Here is a 17,453-nt window from a genome sequence, read left to right on the forward strand (position 1 = left end):
GACCGGGGAGCCTCACCTCCTTAACGTATAAGTCGCGTACTAACGCGGCACCGCCTACTTGCGGCGGTAGGTCAGATCGTGCGCGCGGCGGCCCGCCTCCTGAGCCTTACGCTCAAAGCTGGTGAGGGTACGACCCTCCCAACGCGGAGCCCAACCACCCAGCGGATCCTCCTCGGTCGCACCGGCGCCGGGGTTCACGTTCTCAAAGTCGGGGTGCGCCTCCAGAACCTCACGCATGACCAGGGCGTACTCCTCCCAGTCAGTCGCCAGACGCCAAATGCCGCCGGGCTTAAGCACGCGCGCAACCTTATCAGCGAATGCCGGGGACACCAGGCGGCGCTTGTGGTGGCGGGACTTGTGCCAGGGATCCGGGAAGAACACCCACAGCTCGTCCACGGAGTTCTCCTCAAGCATGTTGTCGAGCAGTTCGGGTGCGTTCGCCTGAGCCACACGCACGTTCTCCACGCCGGCGTTGCCCATCTTCAGCAACAGGTCCGCAATGCCGGGGGTGTACACCTCAACGGCGAGGAAGTTCGCCTCGGGCACCTCAGCTGCGCGGTGCACAATCGCCTCGCCCAGACCGGAACCGATCTCAACGACCTGGTACGCCTCACGGCCGTAAATCTTAACCGGGTCGAAGGTCGCCTCGGGTGCGACAGAGGTGTCGGTGCGCAGGCGCGGAATGTCCAGCACGTGGGTGGGGGAGTAGGTGTCCCACGCCTTCTGGCGGCGCGCGGTGAGGCGGTCACCGCGGCGGACGAAGGAGTAGGGCTGGCGGAAGAATTCCTCGGGAACCGGCTTCTTGGCCTTTTCTTCGGTGGATTCGGGTGCCTGGCTAGGCTGCGTGTTCTCAGTAGACATACCTAAAAGAATAGCGTAGCGCCGCTGTACCGTGCGGTTTCGCGGCGTGCGGGGCTTGCGTGACGCTGAACTAGCCGGGCGTGAGACTAAACTAGCCGGGAGCATGCCGGTCTGAGAAACGCAGAAATTCAGCACGCATACAAAAGTACGGCGGGAACGAATACTGTTCCCGCCGCACTTTCGTGAGGTCGTCTGAGTGAGTTAGCGTGTGGGGCTTACTTCTTGGAGCCCAGTAGTGCCAGGCCTGCGCCGAGCATCACGATGTTGTTTGCGAGCTGCTGGCCGTCCTGGGTGGGGCGGAAGAACTCGTCGTGCATGTCCGGGTTGCGGAAGTACATGGTCATCAGGTTTGCCGCGAATGCGGTCAGGCCTGCGCCCGCCAGGCGTGCCGGGATGAAGGGGGTCAGCAGGGTTGCGCCGAGGGCGGTCTCTGCGCCGGAGATGAGCTTGCCGAAGGTTGCTGCGTCCAGCTTGGAGACTGCGGGAACACCGGTTGCCGCCATCTGCTGCAGGAAAGCGTAGGTGCCTTCGTCTGCCTTGAGCTTCTTGACGCCTGCGTCGAGGATGAGTGCGCCTGCGGTGAGTCGCAGTGCTGCGTTGGAGAACTTGCCCATGATGTTGTCCTTCTGTTCTGTAGTTGGTTGGTTAGGTTTTTGTTGAACGGTTTCTACTCTAGACCCGGTTTCTCGCCTTGTAAAGTTTTACACGTAAAGTTTCTAAATATTTTTGAAAACCCGGCAGAAGCGTGCAGAGAAGGGGTGCAATCTAAGGGCGATGCGGGGCGTGTTTCGGGTGGAGGTTGAGAGAAGCCGCAGGCTCGCCCCGTCTCAATTGCCCCGTCTCAAAAATCTGGTGATGTTGTATTCCTTGTACTTGTGTGGGTATGAGGGGGTAAAATTTGAAATTATGCATTCTCTGCATAACCTTTTATCGGCGATGCAAGAAGTCGGAAGCCCCGCGAAATCGGAGCCCACAAGCCCAAGCGCACCGCGCAAGCTATGGATGCGGGAATTTCTCCTCCATACACGCCGCTAAGGATTATGCATGAATACCAACCACCCGGACTCGCCCCCGAGTGAAATTTAGGGCGAATCGACGCAGGAAAGAGAAATACGTGACACAGCAGCCAACGCAGCACAACTCCGTCACCGGCCTAGACTCCGAAGCGGAGCACTCCAAGCTCCAGCGCGGACTAAGCTACCGACACATCCAGCTGATCGCAATTGGCGGCGCCATCGGCACCGGCCTTTTCCTCGGCTCAGCAAAGACCATCGCCCTGACCGGCCCCTCCATCGTCTTTGTTTACGCCATTATCGGTAGCGTCATCTACTTTGTTCTGCGCGCCATGGGCGAGATTCTGCTCTCCAACCCCAAGTACAAGTCCTTCACCGACTTCATTACCGACATCCTCGGTCTGCGCGCCGGCTTCTTCGTCGGCTGGTCGTACTGGTTCTTCTGGGTCGTCACAGGTATCGCGGACGTCATTGCCATTACCGGCTACATCAAATACTGGTGGCCGGAAATCCCAGCCTTCATCCCGGCGCTGACCGTTATCGTGGCTCTGCTGCTGCTGAACCTGCCCTCGGTGAAGAACTTCGGTGAAATCGAATTCTGGTTCGCAGTCATTAAAATCGTCGCGATTGTCGCCCTCATTATTGTTGGTGCGCTCATGGTTGCCTTTAGCTTCACCGCGCCCGACGGTACCGTCGCCTCCGTAGCAAATCTCTGGGATCGCCCCGGCCCCTCCGGTAGCGGTATCTTTACCCAGGGTCTGACGGGCTTCCTGGGCGCCTTCCAGATTGCGCTCTTCGCCTTCGTGGGTGCTGAGCTGGTCGGTACCGCCGTGGCGGAAACCGAACACCCCGAACGCACCCTGCCCAAGGCAATTAACGCGGTACCCTTCCGCATTGGCCTCTTCTACGCCCTGCCGTTGCTGACCATCCTCGCCGTCACCCCTTGGGACAAGTTGGATAAGTCCATGAGCCCCTTTGTGGGTATGTTCTCCCTGGCGGGTATTGCTGTTGCAGCCTCGCTGGTGAACTTTGTGGTGCTGACCTCCGCGGCGTCCTCGGCGAACTCCGGTATTTTCTCGACCTCCCGCATGGTCTACGGTTTGGCGCACGACGGTGCCGCCCCCTCCGCGCTGGGTAAGCTCACCAAGAACGGTGTGCCCGCCAACGCTCTGTACCTGACCACCGTGATGCTGCTGTTTAGCCTGGTCATGCTGTACGCCGGTAGCGGCATCATGGAGGCGTTCACTGTGGTGACCTCGGTGGCGTCGATGATGGGTATCTTCACCTGGAGCATGATCCTGATTGCGTACCTGGTCTACCGTAAGAAGTTCCCCGAGCGCCACGAGGCGTCCGCGTACAAGATGCCCTGGGGTATTGGTATGAGCTGGTTTGGTCTGGTCTTCTTCGCGGTGATGGTTTACGCCCTGAGCCTGTACCCGGACACCGCAATCGGTCTGGCGCTGACCCCCATCTGGTTCATTGCCCTGGCGATTGGCTACGAGATTCTGACCCGCCGCCACGCCGCTAAGCGTGCCCGCGTGCTGGCTGCTGAGAACACTGCTGAAGAGGCTGGTCAGAAGTAGTCTTCAGCTCTCCTCCGGCTGGTTTGTGTGAGCCCCGCCCTGCATTCTTGATGGATGCGCAGGGCGGGGCTTTCTGCTTCTGTCAGCCCTCGTCAGGCGACAGATAGTGACCTGTTTAATAGATTCGCGACACACCAAAGGTAGAAAAATATTTCATTCACCGTTCAAAGCGTGTAGAATATCTATCCAAACAGATGTGTAAGCTCCCAAAGGTACCCGCATCGGGCGATGTTTGAACACGCCCCGGATGCGGCGTGAACCATGGTTGAGCGCATCTTCCGCCCCGAAAGCCGGGGCTGCCCCGCATTAATAGTGGTTGCATATCTATACGCGAAACCTGCCGGATGACACCGAAAAACCCTCATCCGCCATGCACTATATGCGCTACGGGGCCTAACTGCAGAAAAGAGGACGTCGTGACTGAACAGAACAACGTCACCCTGAATCCTAAAGCTCCCGAACAGGGAGAGCGACTGCACCGCGGTCTGAGCAACCGACATATTCAGCTCATCGCTATCGGCGGTGCCATCGGCACCGGCCTGTTCATGGGATCCGGACGCGCTATCTCCGTCGCCGGCCCCTCCGTCATTTTTGTGTACATGCTCATCGGCGCCGTCATCTTCCTGGTGCTGCGCGCCATGGGTGAAATCCTGCTGTCGAACCTGAAGTACAAGTCCTTCTCGGACTTCACCACCGACCTGGTCGGCCCCATGGCGGGTTTCTTCCTCGGCTGGTCCTACTGGTTCATGTGGGTGGTGACCGCCGTTGCGGACATCATCGCAATCGTCGGCTACCTGCGCATGTGGTGGCCCGACCTGCAAGCATGGATCCCGGCGCTTGCCGTCATCAGCGTGCTCCTGGTGCTGAACCTGGTCTCGGTGAAGAACTTTGGCGAAATCGAATTCTGGTTCTCCATGATTAAGATTGTCGCGATTGTCGCCCTGATTGTGGTCGGTGGCGCACTCGTGGCTATCGGCTTTACCTCGCCCAGCGGCGCGCAGGCATCCGTCGCGAACCTCTGGAATGACGGCGGTATGTTCCCCAACCACTTCATCGGCTTCCTCGGCGCATTCCAGATTGCCGTCTTCGCGTTCATGGGCTCCGAGCTGGTCGGTACCACCGCCGCCGAAACCCAGGACCCTGAAAAGACCCTGCCCAAGGCAATTAACGCCGTGCCGGTACGTATTATGGTCTTCTACGTGGGTGCACTCGCCGTCATCCTGATGGTCACCCCCTGGCGCCTGGTCAGCCCCGATAAGAGCCCCTTCGTCGCCATGTTCACCCTGGCGGGCCTGGGTATCGCCGCGCATATCATCAACTTCGTGGTGATTACCAGCGCAACCTCCTCGGCGAACTCCGGTATCTTCTCCACCTCGCGTATGGCATTCGGCCTGGCACGCGAGCGCAGTGCACCGCAGTTCCTGGGCAAGATTTCCAAGAATGGCGTGCCGCATAACGCGCTGTTCCTCTCCGCCGTGATGCTGCTGTCCTCGATTGTGCTGCTCTACGCGGGCGACTCGATCTCTCGTGCGTTCAACCTGGTCACCACCGTGGCTGCGGTGCTCGTGATTTTTGCGTGGGCCATGATTATGGTCAGCTACCTGATGTACCGCAAGAAGTTCCCCTCGCGCCACAAGAAGTCGAAGTTCCGTCTGCCTGGCGGCCGTTTCTCCGCGTGGCTGGCGCTGGCGTTCTTCGCTTTCACCATTGGTGTGCTGACCATGAACGAGGAAACTCTCATGGGTCTGCTCGCGATGCCCATCTGGTTCGTGATTCTGGGTATCGGCTGGGTCTTCAAGCGCCGCGCTGATGCCCGCCGCCACGAAGCAATCTCGACCCGCACCGCGCAGATTGCGATTGTGGAGGCGTCCGAGATTTTCTCGGCACGCTAAACACCCACGCTAAGCCATACTGGTTGCCAGTACCGGCTATCAGCGTACGCGTAAAGCCCGCGTCACCTACTTCTCTTGGAGTGGGGACGCGGGCTTTCGCTATCTCTAAAGATAAACCTGTGAGGCTCGCGGGAGTGCTTGCTTAGACGGAAGCCATCTCAGCCTCTTCGGCAAGCGGGTCGTTGTCGTCATCGGTGCGGTAGAAATCCCAACGTTCACAACCGCAACCCGAACGCATCGCCTCGATGACGGCGGCAGCTGCCTCCATCGGGTCGAGCGCGTGCAGATTCCACAGCGCATGCACCGGTACCGGGTGCCTCCAGCCGTGCTCCTGCAGGAACTCCGGGTCGAAGGCGGGCAACGCCTCGACGGTGGGTTCAAGCTCGCAGAGGAAGCCGGTGGGGGAACGGAAGACCGTCACCACGGGGGTCGGGTCGGCGTCTTCCAGGCAGGCGCCGTCGAAGAAGTAGTAGGTGCTCAGGCGGCGGTTCCAGGCAAGCTGCGCGAGGCGTTCGCCGAAGACTTCCACCGTCTGCTCCCACTGGGTGCGGTGGTACGCCGCCAGGTCGGTGTGGGCGGTCTGCACCACGCCGATGCCCTGCTCGGTGAGTTCGCGGGCGCTCAGACGCGCGGGCTCTGCCGGTTCCGTGGGAGCGCCCGCAGGGGAGCCGTCCGGGGTATCCGGCTCTGCTAGTTCTGCTTCGGTGAGCTCAGCGTTAGTCAGCTCAGCATCAAGGAGCTCAAGCTCCTCAGCGGCGCTCGCCTCGGACTCCTTCGACTCAGCGGCGCTCGCCTCCACGGCAGCTACGCTGGCTTCGTTCTTCGTCCACAGGCGCAGCTCACGGGCAATCTGCGTGCGTCCGCGATGCAGGGTCGTCTGCCAGGAGCCGAACTTGGCGCGTACCGCACCCAGCGGCGGCACCTGCTCAATCAGCGTGGGAATGGTAGACCAGTAGCCGTAGTTCAGCGCTGTCGGCTCGCGGTCGTAGCGGGCACAATAGCTCAAAAACAGGCTCAGAGTCTTCGGCGCAAAATCCTCAGGTACCGCCGCGGCGTCGATATACCACTCGTTCTCGAGCGCCTCCGCCGGGTAGATGCCGGTGCGGAGCATGCCCAGGGACCAGTTGCCGTCGCCGAGGTAGTCGTTGACCGTCTGTGCGGGGGCAGGCCACGCCGATTCGCCCTCCATACTGGCGGCAAGCAGGGTGTACAGGCTACCGCCCTCGGTGCCGATTTCTTTCACGCCGCGCAGTCGGATGTCCTCGAGGGTCTGCGCGTAGGCTTCTTCCTCCAGCTGGGAGTAGGGATGTGCGGCAAGGTACTTGAGCGTAGCGCCGATCTTCGCCAGAACGTGCGCAATGTCTTCATTGCTGAAGTGGCGTGCCTCCAGCGCGGGCGGCAGGTCGTGAATAATATCGCAATCAAGAATCAGCGCCGCGTACTCGGGCTCCGGAGGCAAATCGTAGGCTTCCGCGAAAACGTACCAGAGGCCGCAGGCGAGTACCGTGTAGCTCGGGGCGTCTGCCGTGACCGGGCCAAACTGCCAGATGCCGGAGTCCAGCGCATAGTTCAGGTACTTCTTGTTGATGTGCGGGTACAGAAAGTTGAGGCGGCGGAGAACCTGGGTAGGGGTGAACCCCAGCGCGGCGAGTTCGGCGATGAGTTCCGCGTACTCGTCGTGAAAATCTAAGTAGCCCTCCGGCGCGTTTGATAGCGCGGCTTGTTCGCGCATGGGTCCCTCTTTCATCTGCGGGATGTGGCGGCACCATGTCGTACCGTGCCGCCGAAACCCTGAATGTGTGCACGCAGACAAGGGCGTTTGCGTGGTGTGAGGCCACCCCTTATCTGCATGAATAAGCGATATTTTTTCAAAAAATATGCTCTTTTATCTAAATTTATCGCTGAAACTAAGCACTATTCAAATACGTGAACCCCTAACACGGTTTCTTACGGAAAGATGACAATATTTAGCGCACCCACAGGGCAAAATGTGCGTAAAGACTCGTAATCTGCACTAGAAGATGCGATAGAAAAATACGCTTACCCGCACCCGCACAGGCGAGCAAAATACGCCCCGCGCTGACTCTTTTCTCAGCATTACCGGCCAACCCATGAGCCGCGGCGAAATATGCGAAACTGGAAGGATGAGCGAACACCCCCTCCCGAGCAGCATCCGCCCGCGTGCGGATCGAGCTGCACACCCCGCGCCCAGCAGCACCGCCGGCAACGAACCCAGCAGTGCCGCACACCGCGAAAAACACGAAACCGGCGGCAAGACTGAGCAGCCTGCCGAGCACCTCATTAACGCGCTCGCTGTAGAAACCGGCATCGCGCCGCACCGCATCCGCGCAGCCGTGGCGCTGCTTGACGCCGACAACTCCGTACCCTTCATCGCCCGCTACCGCAAAGAAGCAACGGGTGCACTCACCGACACCCAGCTGCGCACCATCCAGTCGCGCCTGGGTCAGCTCCGCGCCCTCGAAGAGCGCCGCAACCGCGTGCTCGAAGCGCTCACCGAACGCGCCGACGAAGGCCTCATCGACCCGCTCACCCTGCTACAGCTGCGCTCCTCGCTCATGAACGCCGCCACCATCGCAGACGTGAACGCCATCTACGCCCCGTACCGCAGCGAGCGCGTGACCCGCGCCCAGATGGCGCGTGCCGCCGGGCTTGATTCCCTCGTCGAAGACCTGCTGGAGGTGCCCCTCGCCGAGGCGCACGCCATCGCCGCCGCGTACATTACCGACGGCACCGAAGACGACGAGGACGAGAGCATTGAGGTTGCGGAGGCGGACGAAGCCCTGCAGATTCACAGCGCCGAAGAAGCCCTCGACGGTGCCCGTGCGATCCTGGTTGACCGCGCCCTCACCGACCCGGTGCTGAGCGAAAAGCTCCTCAAGCGCCTGTGTGAAGGTGGCGTGATTGAGTCCCGCGTGATTGCCGGTCAGGAAAGCGCTGGCGCGAAGTTTTCCGACTATTTCGCCTTCTCGGACCGTATTCGTTCCATTCCGCCGCACCGCGTGCTGGCGCTGCACCGCGCCAAGGATGCCGGCGTGGTGCGCCTCAAGGTGGATGTGGCACCCGCCCCCGTGGCGCTCAGCCGCCTGCGCGGTGCCGCCCGCGCCGAAGCTGAGGCCGCCGCCGAAAATTACGAGAACGTCCGTTCTGCATACGAGCGTGAAGTCGCCGCCGCGCTACGCATCCCCGTGCAGGTGCTCAACACCGTCGACGACGAAGACCGCGTACTCGGCTGGCTCGCCGCCACCGTGCGCACCGCATGGCGCAGCCACCTGCGCCCGCGCCTTGCCGAACGCATCCGCCACCAGCTACTCGACGCCGCCGCACAGCACGCGACAGAGGTGTTCGCCTCCAACCTGCGCGATATTCTGCTCGCCGCGCCCGCCGGGCACAAGACCACCCTCGGCCTGGATCCTGGTCTGCGCCACGGCGTGAAATACGCCGTGGTTGACGGCACCGGTGAGCCGTTGCGCGTGGGCACCGTCTACCCGCACGCCCCGCGCAACCAGTGGGCAGAAGCACTGCGCGAGCTCGCCGCAGCCTGCCGCGAGCACGGCGTGGAACTCATCGCCATTGGCAACGGCACCGCAAGCCGTGAAACCGACAAGCTCGCCAGCGAACTGATCCGCACCCTGCGCGAGGAAGGCGCAGAAGCACCCCAGAAGGTGACCGTTTCCGAGGCGGGCGCATCCGTCTACTCCGCCTCCGCCCTCGCCGCCGCCGAGCTGCCCGACTACGACGTGACCGTACGCGGCGCCGTCTCGATTGCCCGCCGCCTGCAGGACCCGCTCGCCGAGCTCGTCAAAATCGACCCGCAGTCCATCGGCGTGGGCCAGTACCAGCACGACGTGCCGCCCGCCGCCCTGCGCCGCGCCCTCAACGACACCGTCGAAGACTGCGTGAACGCCGTGGGTGTGAACCTCAACAGCGCCTCCGTGCAGCTGCTTGCACACGTGGCGGGAGTGGGCACCGCAACCGCCGAACGCATCGTTGCCTACCGCACCGAACACGGTCCCTTTGCGAACCGTCAGCAGCTGCTGAACGTGCCGCGACTGGGCGCGAAAACCTTCCGCCAGGCGGCAGGATTTATTCGCATCCGCGGCGGTGAGGAGCCGCTGGACGCCTCCGCCGTGCACCCGGAAGCCTACCCGCTCGCGCGCCGCATTATTGCCGACGCACAGGCACGCAACGGCGCCCACTGGGTTGCCGGCGCCCTGGGTACCTCGGACGGAACCGACCCGCTCGCCGGGCTGAACCCCGCCGACTACGTGCAGGACAGCCACGAACAGGGCAGTACGGAAGAAAGCACCGCCGGCGTGTACACGGTCGAGGACATCTTCGCCGAGCTGCACCGCCCCGGCCTGGATCCGCGCGGTAGCTTCCGCACCGCCCGCTTCTCCGAGTCCGTCTCGCACTTCGAGGACGTGCGCCCCGGCATGGTACTCGAGGGCACCGTCTCGAACGTGGCGGCATTCGGCGCGTTCGTGGATATTGGCGTGCACCAGGACGGCCTCGTGCACATCTCGCAGATGAGCCGCGGCTACGTGGCGAACCCGCACGATATTGTGCGTAGCGGCGACATCGTGCAGGTTCGCGTGGTGGAGGTCGACCCGGTGCGCCGCCGCATCTCCCTCTCCCTGCTGGTAGACGAGGAAAACTAGCGGAGGAGCGCTTGCGCTCGCCGGGATAGCTTGATGGTTCGCCAGCCAATCCAAGAACGAGCATTCTCTAAAATCTCAGCTCCCCACAAGAGCAGACAAAAGCCCCGACAAGCACTAACTGTGCCTGTCGGGGCTTTATATAGGTGCGATTCGAGCTCTACGCCCGAGCTACACCTTAGAAGTCGATGTTCGCCGGGTCAGCGCCAATACGACCCTCGGGGGTGGAGAGCGCATCCACAGCCGCGATGTCTTCGGCGGTCAGCTTCACGTTTACCGATGCCAGGTTCTCCTCAATGCGGGAGGGGGTCACGGACTTCGGGATAGCCACGGTACCCTTGGCAAGGTGCCATGCCAGCACGACCTGCGCGGGGGTTGCGCCGTGACGCTCCGCAATTTCAGCCAGCACGGGGTTCTGCAGCAGGTCGCTGCCGTTACCCAGCGGGCTCCACGCCTGGGTCGCGATGCCGTACTCGGCGTGAACGGCGCGCAGCGCCTCCTGCGAGAAATAGGGGTGCAGCTCAATCTGATGGATGACCGGAACTACACCGGTCTCCTCGATAATCTCGCGCAGCTGCTCCTCGGGGAAGTTCGAAACACCAATCGAACGAACCTTACCCTGCTTCTGCAGCTCAATCAGCGCACGCCAGGAATCCAGGTACAGGCCCTGCTGCGGCTTAGCCCAGTGAATCAGGTACAGGTCAACGTAGTCGGTGCCCAGCTTCTCCAGGGAAGCCTCGAATGCCTCGAACGCGCTCTCGTAGCCCTGGTCGGAGTTCCACAGCTTGGTGGTGAGGAAGATGTCCTCACGAGCCACGCCGGAGTTAGCGATAGCGCGGCCCACGCCCGCCTCGTTGCCGTAAATAGCGGCGGTGTCGATGTGGCGGTAGCCGGTCTCCAGGGCGGTGCCCACGACCTTCTCGGCGACCTCATCCTCAACCTGCCACACGCCATAGCCCAGCTGCGGGATGGTTCGGCCGTCGTTGAACTTTACGTTGGGTACGTTGTAGCTCATGATGCTCCTTAGAGTGGGGGAGGCGGCGCCTCCCAAATAGTTGCTTTGGATAGTTCTACAAGGCTACGCCCCAGCGCCCCCGTTGAGAAGGGCTGGGCCAGAATCGGGCGTGAATCTAGCCGGAGGCGTAACCAAATGACAAAAATGACGGGCACCAGACACCTCCTCAGGCTGGAGGGCGGCTATCGCTCGACAGCCGGCGCGAAGAGCTCGCGCACATCCTCAGCCGTCACCGCCGCGGAGGCGAACTCGCCTTCACCGACCACCGCATCGAAGAGCGCGGCCTTCGACTCCTTGAGCTGCATGACCTTCTCCTCAATCGTGCCTTCGGCGACCAGACGGTAGACGTGCACCTCCTTGTCCTGACCGATGCGGTGAATACGGTCCACCGCCTGCTGCTCAGCGGCGGGGTTCCACCACGGATCCATAATGAACACGTGATCCGCCTCGGTCAGATTCAGACCGAAACCGCCAGCCTTCAGCGAAATGAGGAACACCGGCTCCTGACCGCTCGTGAACGCCTCGATGACCTCGGCGCGGTTGCGGGTCGAACCGTCCAGGTACAGGTGGCCGATGCCCTCCTCCGCCAGGCGCGCCGAAATGCTCTTGAGGTAGCCGGTGAACTGACTGAACACCAACACACGGTGGCCCTTCTCGAGCAGATCGGGTAGCTGCTGAACCAGGTAGTCGCGCTTGACCGACGACACCCCGGCGTAGGCCTCCGGGTCAATCAGCGCGGCATCCAGCGCCAGACGGCGCAGCAGGGTCAACGACTGGAAGATCGTGAAACGGTTCTTGTCCATGTCCTCCAGCAGACCCAGCACCTTCTGACGTTCACGCTGCAGATGCGTGTCATAGATGCGGCGGTGACCCGGAGCCAACGGCAGGTTCACGCGCGTATCGTTCTTCGCCGGAAGCTCCGCCGCCACCAGCTCCTTGGTGCGGCGCAGCATGAGCGGGCGGATGCGCCGGCGCAGACGAGCAGCCGTCGCCGCAGCGTGCGCCGGGTCCTCACCGGACTCCGCCGGGCGGGCGTACAGGTCACGGAACGCGCGGGCGGAGGGGAACAGACCGTCCGCCACAATCGCCAACAGCGCCCACAACTCCATGAGGTTGTTCTCAATGGGCGTTCCGGTCATCGCGATCTTGGTGCGGGCGGGCATCGCGCGGGCGATGGACCAGGCACGAGTGCCGGTGTTTTTGACGAATTGCGCCTCGTCCAGCAGGAGTGCACCCCAGCCTTCGGGGGCGGACTGCTCGCCCGTGGAATCGTCAACGGTGCCGCCCAGTGTGCGGGCGTAGCCGGTGTAGGCGTCCTCGTCCATGCGCAGCAGCGTGTAGCTGGTCAGCACCAGGTGCGCCCCGGCAACCCGCTCGGCCAGCGGGGTCTTACCGGCGGTGGTTTCGGTAATGGTCACGACCTTCGCCTCGGGTAGGAAGCGTTCCGCCTCCGCCGCCCAGTTGGTGATGACAGAGGTCGGCGCAACCACGAGGAAGGGCGCAAACGGCTCGACGCTCTCACCGCGCTCGGTGGTACATTCGGAGGCAGTACGTTCGGAGGCGGTGCGGTGCTCCTCGATGGCGTGGGCGAGGAGGGCGAGAGCCTGCACGGTCTTACCCAGACCCATATCGTCGGCGAGAATACCGCCCAGACGCTGCTCGTACAGGAACGACAGCCACTGGAAACCCTCCACCTGGTAGGGGCGTAGGGTCGCCTGCAGGCCGATGGGTACCGGGCAGCTCGGAATAATCTTGCGAGAGGTCTTCTGGAGCGCGGGGGAATCCTGAGTTCCCTTGTCAGAGGTCTTTTCAGAGTCCTTTTCGGTGCTCTCTTCGGCATCCTCCAGGCCCTCAACCAGCTCCAGTAGCGAACGCACCTGAGCATCCCACCGCGCGGTCGTATGCACGCTCGCCGCCAACGACTCCAGCTCAGAGAGCAGCCCCGCCTGGTGCCGGTTAATGCGCAGATCGCCGCCCGCGTCGTCGAGCTCGCGAGCCTCCGCAATGAGGGTGCGCAGGGTCTTAAACTCGGGTCGACGCAGCGAGAAATAGGTGCCGTTACCGAGCAGAATACGGTCCGCCCCGCGATCGAGCGCCTCAAAAATCTGTGCGAACGGCACGGTCCAATTGTTGACCTTCACCGCAATGCCCAGGCCGAACCAGTCACGAGAATTGCCCTCGCTCACGGTGATTTCAATCAGTGCGTCGGTTGCCTCCACGAACTCCGGCGGAGTGCCGTTAAAACGCACCTGAACAGCGGAAACACGGCGAAGTTTCGGCAGAATCGCGCTGAGCAGCTCGCGGGTTTCCCAGCCTTCGATGCGGCGCTCTTCCAGCCCGGAAAGCGCCGGGTGGGCAGCAAGAATGGCGCGCACCGAACGCAGTACGCGCGCCTCAAAACGCTCATCGCGAACCTCGCCGCCCTCTTCACCGGGGTAACCGAAAACGGGCAGGGAGTACACATCGGAGGCACCCGCAGAGTCCTGTGCGCTCGCCTCCTCTGCACTGTCCTCCGCGAAGGGGTTCAGCGGGTACTCCCAACGCCAGCTCAGCTGCGCGTCGTGGCGTACCTGCTCGTCAAAGCTGATTACAAGCACCAGATGCGGCGGCTTCACGCGAGGTAGCGCCAGCGCCGGATCGGGGGTCAGCGAGGGAATGGAACGGCTGAGCGCGGGCAGATACTCCTTCTGGAACGTGGCGCGTTCCGCGGCGGGAATGTGTACGGTTCCGGCATTAATGAGCGATTCGGAGGCGGCATCGAGCGGCTCAACCAGGGGGATGAGCGCCAGCTCCACGCCCTCGGGCAGTTCGGGCACGGCGGGGGAGTATCGCACCCGTTCACCCTGCGCTGGGTTGATGGTCGGGGTAGAGGGCTCAGTAGGCGCCTCCTGCGCGTCCTTTTGGGCAGTCTTTTGCACGAAAGATTCGCGGCCCACTTCATCCAGCGCGCCGGGGCGCGCGGTCTTCCAGTGCACCGCCTTTGCCGCCTGTTCGTACTCCTGCTGGGCGAGCCCTCCCAGGGCAAAGAAGCCGGTGCGCGGGGTGCCGATGGGGTGGCAGTGCGCGGCGGGTAGCCAGAGCTGGCGCAGTAGTTCGCCTTCGCGTCCTTCCCAGCTGAGCGCGGCTTGAAGCTGCAGTCCGGCGCCTTCCGCGTGTTTCTCTTCGCTGGCGGCGGCGTGCAGGCGCACCTGTGCGGGGCTCAGCACGGCGTAGTTCACTTCGCGACCGTTGACGAGCAGGGGCAGGCCAATATCCTCCGCGCGGGCTAGTACATCCCAGAGCAGAGTGGAGGCAGAAGCGCTGATTGAGATCCAGTCGCGGTGCGAGGAGTACATGTTCTGCCAGGGGCGGGCAATCGAGTAGAGCTCGGCGAAGAATCGTTCGTGTTCGGGGTAGATTTCGTGCCGCCCGACGGGCCCGCCCACGCTGGAGGCGAAGGTTTCCCAGCTGAGTCCGCCCTTGATCCAGCGCCCGGTTTTGGACGCCATGAGCGGGCGGGCGAGCAGGTTAATGCTGGGGGTTGCGCCGGGCATATTGCGGCCGCGCGCGTAGGAACCGGAGACGCTCAGCGAGAAATCCAGGGCGCCGCTCACGCGCATCGAATCGATGCCCGCAAGGTCCTGACGTGCGGAAAGAATGGAGGAGAGGTCGCGCCGCCATGCCGAGATTTTGGTTGCGGATGCCTCTGCCTGCAGGCTCGGGGAGGCGCCTAGCTCGTTGAGTGCAAAGCTTCCCTGGGGGTTTGCGGGCTCGGCAGTCGCTGCATCGGGCGCGGGCAGTTTCGCCGCGGTGGTGAGCGCACCGGAGGCGCGTAGCGCCGCGAGCGGGTCGGCGACTTTCTTCGCCTCCGCAACGTCCGCGCTCTTTGAATCTGCGGGTCCCTTTGCCTCTGCCGCGTCCTTTGCCGCGGCACCGGGTACGCCGATCGGTCCGGGGTGTTCACTGAGTGCCTTTTTCGCTACGGAGGCGCGGTCGAGCGCGGTGAGCATGAGCGCTACGGCGTGCTTGCAGTCGGTGAGCACGGGGCATGTGCAGCGGGCGGTGAAGGTTGCGGAGCCGCTGACGGCGGGGAAGAAGCGAATGGTCACTTCGTAGGGGATGATGGTGCTTCCGTTGACGAGTCCGGTGAGGGTTCGCTCGTCTTCGTCGTAGCTGTAGCGGATGACTTCGCGGTTGCGCTGGTAGGCGACACCGCGCTGGTAGGTGCGGTGCCCGGCCTGGCGAATGATCTGCGGTACGGTGACGGGAATTTCGGGGAAGGGGTTGTTGGCGCTCACCAGCTCATTATCGCGTATTGTGCGGGTATGCGCCTTGTTGCCGGTCATTTGCTGGCGGCTGCCGGGCTGACTGTTGGATTGACTGTCGGGCTGGTTGCCGAGGCGACTATTGAGCGGTGGTTTGGGGTGTATTTCGTATTTGTGGTGGGGGAGTTTTTAGCGCATAAAAACACCGGTATTCACATAGGATATTCCGCGCAGTATCAAAAATTCACGCCATTTAAAGCACTCTCACAAGCCAAAAGGCTAATAATCTAAATCTCTTTCAAAAAACGCTTTACTTAACTTGAGAAAATGCTGTAAGCTAAACCCAGCTTCAAGAGTTTCGACTGATAAGCTCCGACTATGGTCGAACGCCAACCCCATGTTCACGGGTGGCTCGGATGACGAAGCGGTTTGTATTCACCACCGGAATAACCGGTGGTAATTGGTACAGACAAGAGCAACGCGAAAGGATCGCGCCACTCACGGCGCAGGTTGTCACATGTACAACGGCTCTGCAACCGAAGCAGCAATCTCTCTGAACCCCTCCCGCTCCTACCAGGAAAGCCTGCGTGCCGCAGCTGTCCCCGCGCGAGGCGGATACACCGCAGTCAGCATTGACGATTACTCCCGCATTTCTTCTAAGCGCGACGAGTTCCTGAACTTCCTTCTTCTGCCGAACCCTGAGGGTATCCCCGCTATTCAGTACGCCGGTCTGCGCGTAGCGTAGCATTAGGGGTATGAATTTCTCCGGTATGCTCCTGGACTCCGACGTTCTTGCGGAGATCCGTAAGGCGGATCCAGACCCCGCCGTGGTCGCTTTTCTGCGCCGCCGCTCGTTCCGACACATGTACATTTCTGTGCTGAGCATTGGTGAGCTGAAGGGCCTGTACCCCTACCCGGAAACTGATCGTTGGATTACCGAACTTCTTGAGCGCTTTGGCGACCACGTTATTAATGTGGATGCGCGCGTGAGCCTCGAGTGGGCGGGCCGTCAGGCGCCGCGCGGCGTGCATGCCGTGGGTCGTGATGATGCCGGTCCGCTGCCTACCGCCGCCCTGGAGGGTCTGATGGCGGCGAGTGCGAGCGCCTATGATTTGGAGCTGATTTCTTCTAAGGCGCAGGTGTACCGCGCCTGGGGTGTTGAAGCTTCCAACCCGTGGACTGAGCAGTAAAACTTCGCCTGATACGCGTCCTCGCGTGTGCGTCTGGATGAATACCTGTGCGAATAGTTGTGAGAACCCGCTTTCGAGTGTTAATCGGAGGCGGGTTTCGTCGTTAATTCGTGGCATGATTGAAGGACGATGAAAAGCACCTCACCTATCTCTCGTTATTCCATGCCCATGCCTCTGTGGCTTCAGGGTGTTGTTGAGCTAATTGTTACTGCCCTGTTCTCTGCGCTTGCTGTGTTTGCGGCGATGTCTGCCGTGTGGGCGACCAAGGGTTTTGGCGACATGGAGTTTTCCTCCGTGGCCGCCATGTCGGCGCACCTGTGGCTTCTGATTCACGGTGTTCCCCTGGATCTTGCGGCTGCTTTTGGTGCTTCTGCCGGCACGATGACGCTGGTACCGCTGGGTTTGAGTATTTTGCCGTTGCTGCTCTGTTACCGTTCGGGTCGTCGCCTGGCGCGCGCCTCGTATGAGGGTGAGTTTTTGATTCCGGTGCTGTCCGGTTCGGTGACTTATGCGCTGATTAGTTCGGCGATGTACGGTTGGGCGAGGCATCCGCAGCCTCTTCAGGCGTTGAATGCTGCCCTGGTGCCTTTGGGTATTGTGGTGGCTGGTCTGATGTGGGGTGGCTACCGTGAGGCGCGTTCGCTCTCGCGCATGGTGGGTGTTGATACTGCGGAGCAGATTTCGCAGATGAGTCAGTATTCGCGTTGGGCGGGTTCGTATGCCTGGGCTGTGGTGCGTGCTGCGGTGGTTGCTTTTGTGGCGCTGGTTGGTCTGGGTGCGGTGCTTTTGGGTATCGGTATTTTGGCGGGCTGGTCGCAGATTGTTGCCACCTACCAGGAGCTGCATGCGGGTGCTGTGGGTGATACTGCGGTGACTTTGCTGCAGCTGGGTTTCTTGCCGAACCTGGTGATTTATGCGATTGCGTGGTCGACCGGTGCCGGTTTCTCCTTTGGTGCGGGTACCTCGGTTGGTTTGACCA

General features: G+C 61.9%; 12 protein-coding genes and 1 riboswitch. Of the genes, 7 read left to right on the plus strand and 5 right to left on the minus strand.

Features of this window, described 5'->3' with window-relative positions:
• Positions 1-54: 54 nt before the first annotated feature.
• Both trmB and HXO69_RS06745 read right to left on the minus strand, forming a co-directional pair.
• The gene (gene trmB, locus HXO69_RS06740; RefSeq protein ID WP_005508988.1) at positions 55-861 is read right to left on the minus strand and encodes a tRNA (guanosine(46)-N7)-methyltransferase TrmB; all 807 of its coding nucleotides are present in this window, start codon (positions 859-861) and stop codon (positions 55-57) included.
• A gap of 215 nt (positions 862-1,076) precedes the next feature.
• On the minus strand, positions 1,077-1,475 hold the full coding sequence (locus HXO69_RS06745) for a hypothetical protein (protein ID WP_296546103.1): 399 nt from the start codon (positions 1,473-1,475) through the stop codon (positions 1,077-1,079).
• 500 nt (positions 1,476-1,975) lie between these two features.
• On the opposite strand from HXO69_RS06745, the gene HXO69_RS06750 reads away from it, so the two are divergent.
• On the plus strand, positions 1,976-3,457 hold the full coding sequence (locus HXO69_RS06750; RefSeq protein WP_296546105.1) for an amino acid permease: 1,482 nt from the start codon (positions 1,976-1,978) through the stop codon (positions 3,455-3,457).
• A gap of 416 nt (positions 3,458-3,873) precedes the next feature.
• On the plus strand, positions 3,874-5,349 hold the full coding sequence (locus HXO69_RS06755) for an amino acid permease (RefSeq protein WP_296546106.1): 1,476 nt from the start codon (positions 3,874-3,876) through the stop codon (positions 5,347-5,349).
• Between the two features lie 142 nt (positions 5,350-5,491).
• Here HXO69_RS06755 and HXO69_RS06760 read toward each other — a convergent pair whose 3' ends face one another.
• Positions 5,492-7,081, minus strand: a complete 1,590-nt coding sequence (locus tag HXO69_RS06760; protein WP_296546107.1) for a dehydrogenase — start codon at positions 7,079-7,081, stop codon at positions 5,492-5,494.
• 412 nt (positions 7,082-7,493) lie between these two features.
• Here HXO69_RS06760 and HXO69_RS06765 point away from each other — a divergent pair, with 412 nt between their 5' ends.
• On the plus strand, positions 7,494-10,028 hold the full coding sequence (locus tag HXO69_RS06765; protein ID WP_296546108.1) for a helix-hairpin-helix domain-containing protein: 2,535 nt from the start codon (positions 7,494-7,496) through the stop codon (positions 10,026-10,028).
• A 175-nt stretch (positions 10,029-10,203) separates the two neighbouring features.
• Here HXO69_RS06765 and HXO69_RS06770 read toward each other — a convergent pair whose 3' ends face one another.
• Both HXO69_RS06770 and HXO69_RS06775 read right to left on the minus strand, forming a co-directional pair.
• A complete protein-coding gene (locus HXO69_RS06770) occupies positions 10,204-11,040 on the minus strand; it encodes an aldo/keto reductase (RefSeq protein WP_296546110.1) in 837 nt (278 codons plus the stop codon).
• Between the two features lie 182 nt (positions 11,041-11,222).
• Positions 11,223-15,365: a DEAD/DEAH box helicase gene (locus HXO69_RS06775; protein ID WP_296546112.1), complete on the minus strand. Its 4,143-nt coding sequence runs from the start codon at positions 15,363-15,365 to the stop codon at positions 11,223-11,225.
• On the opposite strand from HXO69_RS06775, the gene HXO69_RS06780 reads away from it, so the two are divergent.
• The 4 genes from HXO69_RS06780 to HXO69_RS06795 form a co-directional block, all read left to right on the plus strand.
• A complete protein-coding gene (locus tag HXO69_RS06780; protein WP_296546114.1) occupies positions 15,345-15,575 on the plus strand; it encodes a hypothetical protein in 231 nt (76 codons plus the stop codon). The genes HXO69_RS06775 and HXO69_RS06780 overlap by 21 nt on opposite strands.
• Before the next feature lie 56 nt (positions 15,576-15,631).
• A riboswitch (SAM riboswitch) is annotated at positions 15,632-15,766 on the plus strand.
• 35 nt (positions 15,767-15,801) lie between these two features.
• Complete coding sequence (locus HXO69_RS06785) at positions 15,802-16,029, plus strand: hypothetical protein (RefSeq protein WP_044150747.1); 228 nt, start codon at positions 15,802-15,804, stop codon at positions 16,027-16,029.
• 10 nt (positions 16,030-16,039) lie between these two features.
• Positions 16,040-16,474 carry a hypothetical protein gene (locus HXO69_RS06790; RefSeq protein WP_005508979.1) on the plus strand — a complete coding sequence of 145 codons (435 nt, stop codon included), beginning with the start codon at positions 16,040-16,042 and terminating at the stop codon, positions 16,472-16,474.
• A 129-nt stretch (positions 16,475-16,603) separates the two neighbouring features.
• On the plus strand, positions 16,604-17,453 hold an 850-nt coding region (locus HXO69_RS06795; RefSeq protein WP_296546115.1), incomplete at its 3' end, for a DUF6350 family protein.

Source organism: Rothia sp. (in: high G+C Gram-positive bacteria), from assembly GCF_015265375.1.
GTDB lineage: Bacteria > Actinomycetota > Actinomycetes > Actinomycetales > Micrococcaceae > Rothia.